4 protein-coding genes are annotated in these 3,222 nt (G+C 66.4%); 3 read left to right on the forward strand and 1 reads right to left on the reverse strand.

The features are described from left to right. Positions 1 to 887, reverse strand: an 887-nt coding sequence (locus HMPREF0298_RS00650; RefSeq protein ID WP_006839137.1) for a helicase-related protein, incomplete at its 3' end; no start/stop codon positions are given. A gap of 220 nt (positions 888 to 1,107) precedes the next feature. On the opposite strand from HMPREF0298_RS00650, the gene HMPREF0298_RS00655 reads away from it, so the two are divergent. From HMPREF0298_RS00655 to HMPREF0298_RS00665, 3 genes are all read left to right on the forward strand, one after another. Then, positions 1,108 to 2,712, forward strand: a complete 1,605-nt coding sequence (locus tag HMPREF0298_RS00655; protein ID WP_006839139.1) for an FAD-dependent oxidoreductase — start codon at positions 1,108 to 1,110, stop codon at positions 2,710 to 2,712. Position 2,713: 1 nt separating this feature from the next. Next, on the forward strand, positions 2,714 to 2,974 hold the full coding sequence (locus tag HMPREF0298_RS00660) for a metal-sensitive transcriptional regulator (RefSeq protein ID WP_006839140.1): 261 nt from the start codon (positions 2,714 to 2,716) through the stop codon (positions 2,972 to 2,974). 24 nt (positions 2,975 to 2,998) lie between these two features. After that, on the forward strand, positions 2,999 to 3,222 hold a 224-nt coding region (locus HMPREF0298_RS00665; protein WP_006839141.1), incomplete at its 3' end, for a 2'-5' RNA ligase family protein.

Consider the following 3,222-nt stretch of genomic DNA (forward strand, 5'->3'; position numbering starts at 1 on the left):
GCCGAGACCGTGACCAGCCCCGTCATGCCGCGCGCGGCGTCGCGACGCGGCACCCGTGACAGGCCGGAGTCGACGACGCGGCGCACGCCCGGGACCGTGATGGAAGATTCCGCGATCGAGGTTGCCACGACCACGCGGGCATCGCCGTAAAGCGCCCGGTCCTGCTCGGCGGAACTGAGCCGGCCGTGCAGCGGGGCGCAGTCGTTGAGGTGCGAGCAAACGAGCTCCACCTCGCGGACCCCGGGCACGAAGACGAGGGTGCGCTCGGGAGAATCGCACAGCGATGCCACATGGCGGTAGAAGTCGCGGCTGCCCTGGGCGCGCTCGGGGTGCGGGGCGTATTCGATGCGCAGCGGGTGCGTGACCGCCTCGGTGCTTACAATCCGCGCGCCCAGATGAGAGGCAAACCTTTCGGCGTCCAGGGTGGCGGACATCGCGGCGAGATAGAAGTCGTCGCGCAGCACGGCCACCTCCATGCACATAGCGAGCACGAGATCGGTGTCCAGCTGGCGTTCGTGGACCTCGTCGATGGCGACGGCGCCGACGCCTTCGAGGCCGGGGTCCTTGAGCAACCGGTTGAGCAGGACACCGGGGGTGACAAATTCAACCCGCTTGCCGGGGTGGTGCTCGCCGCGGACGGAAAACCCGACGCGGTCGCCGAGTTCACTTCCGTCGAGCTGCGCTAATCGACGCGCCGCCGCCCGCACCGCCGCCCTCCTAGGCGCGGTGACCAGCGTCTTTCTCGCGACATTGGAGAGGGCCGGCGGGATGAGCGTGGTCTTTCCCGTACCCGGAGGGGCCTCCACGACAAGCGGCCCGGTGGCGGGCAGCTGGTCGATCACACCTGCAATGGGCAGTCCTTTTCCGATCTCGGGCAGGTTGAACATGAACCCAGACTAGACAAGATATACCCCCCGGGGTATATTGCTGTTCATGTGTTACCCAACGCCATGCAACAAGTGCCACAAGACCACCTGGGCCGGCTGCGGCCAGCACATCGACAGCGTTAAGGCCAACGTCCCCGCCGGACAATGGTGCACCTGCCCCCGCGACCAGCAGAGCTAGGGCGGAATCTTCTCCCGCCTCTTCGGATAGGAGCCGACCCCCATGACAACCACAGTGATCATCGGCGGCGTCGCCGGCGGCATGTCCACCGCGACACGCCTGCGCCGCCGCGACGAAGACATGGAGATCATCGTCCTCGAAGCCTCCGGGTACGTCTCCTTCGCCAACTGCGGACTGCCGTACCACCTCTCCGGAACTATCGAGCAGCGCCAGTCGCTGCTTCTTCAGACCCCCGAATCGCTCAACTCCCGCTTCAACCTCGACGTCCGCGTCAACACCCGCGCGACCAAGATCGACCGCGACGCTCAGACCGTGACCACCGAGGCGGGCGACACCATCTCTTACGATTTCCTCGTCCTGTCCCCGGGTGCCACCCCCGTGCGCCCGCCGCTGCCCGGTATCGAGCGAGCACTCAGCCTGCGCACCGTCGAGGACCTCGACGCCATCAAGGCTGCCGTGGACGGGGCGCAGAGTGCAGCCATCATCGGCGGCGGTTTCATCGGCCTCGAGGTCGCCGAGAACCTCGCGCACCGCGGAATCGCCACCACCATCATCGAGGCCAGCCCCCAGATCATGGGCCCGTTGGATCCCGAGATGGCCGCGATCGTGAAAAAGCACCTCGAAGACAACGGCGTGACCGTCCTGACCGATTCGGCGGCGTCCGAGATCACCGAGCAGAGTGTGACGTTAAATGACGGAACCACCATCGATGCCGATGTCGTCATCACCGCGATTGGCGTGAAACCCGCCAGCACGCTCGCCTCCGACGCCGGTCTCGAGGTCGGCGAGCGCGGCGGAATCGTCGTCGACGACGCCATGCGCACCTCCGATCCGCGCATCTTCGCCGTCGGTGACGCCACCCAGAAGCGCGACGCTGTCAACGATGAGCCGACCCTGGTCCCGCTCGCGCAGACCGCAAACCGCCACGGACGCCTAGTCGCCGACGTGATCACCGATCGCGACACCGCCGCCCGCCCCGTGCTCGGCACGGCCGTTGTCGGCCTGTTCGGTCTGGCCGCAGCATCCGTCGGCTGGAACGAGAAGCGCGCCCGCGCCGCTGGCCGCAACGTGCGCACCGTCTACCTGCACCCCTCCAACCACGCCGGCTACTACCCGGGGGCGAGCCAGATCCACCTCAAGCTCGTCGTCGACGCGGACACGGATGCCATCCTCGGCGCCCAGGCAATTGGTGAGGACGGCGCCGACAAGCGCATCGACGTCATCGCCACCGCGATGCGCGCCCGTCTGACCGCCTCCGACCTGGCGGACCTCGAGCTCGCCTACGCGCCGCAGTTCGGTTCCGCGAAGGACCCGGTCAACATGGCCGGCTTCATCAACGACAACATCAAACACGGCGAGCGCACCGTGGCCTTCAACGAGATCGCGCGCTACGTGGACGAGGGCTGGACGCTTATCGACGTCCGCACCCCCGGTGAGCACGCCAACGGCACCATCACTGGTGCCATTAACATCGAGCTCGACTCCCTGCGCGATCACCTCGACGAGCTCGCCGACGAGAAGGCGCTCGTGTTCTGCCAGGTTGGCCAGCGCGGCCACACTGCCGCTTCCCTGCTCGCGAACCGCGGCATCGAGGTCGCTAACGTGGGTGGCGGGTACCTCACCTGGAAACTCGCGCAGGAGGCTTAGAATGAAATTGACCGAGGCGGAGATCAAGCCGTCGTTAAGCAGGCTCAAGCGAGCCCGCGGCCAGCTTGACGCTGTGATCCGCATGATGGAGGAAGGCCGCGAGTGCGAGGACATTGTCACCCAGCTCTCCGCCGCGGACAAGGCGGTCAGCCGGGCGAGCTACCAGGTGCTCGTCACCATGATGAGGCGCTGCATGGATCCGACCGATCTTGACACGCCGGACCCGCAGGCACTTGAGAAGATGTTCCTCTCGTTTGCCTGATGAGCGGTTAGAATAGGCGTCGTCATGAGACGTCTATTCGCCGCCGTGCTGCCTCCGGACGAGGTCCGCGAACATCTCGTCCGGGCGCTTCGCCCGATTCGGGACTTTTCCGCCGAGCTGAGGTGGACGGACCCGGACACGTGGCACCTGACGATGGCGTTCTACGGTAACCAACCAAATGACGCCGCCGCGGTGACCGACCACCTCGCCCAAGCAACAGCTTTCAGACGCCCTTTGCGCCTCCACCT

This window comes from Corynebacterium lipophiloflavum DSM 44291 (genome assembly GCF_000159635.1).
In the GTDB taxonomy this organism is placed as follows: domain Bacteria; phylum Actinomycetota; class Actinomycetes; order Mycobacteriales; family Mycobacteriaceae; genus Corynebacterium; species Corynebacterium lipophiloflavum.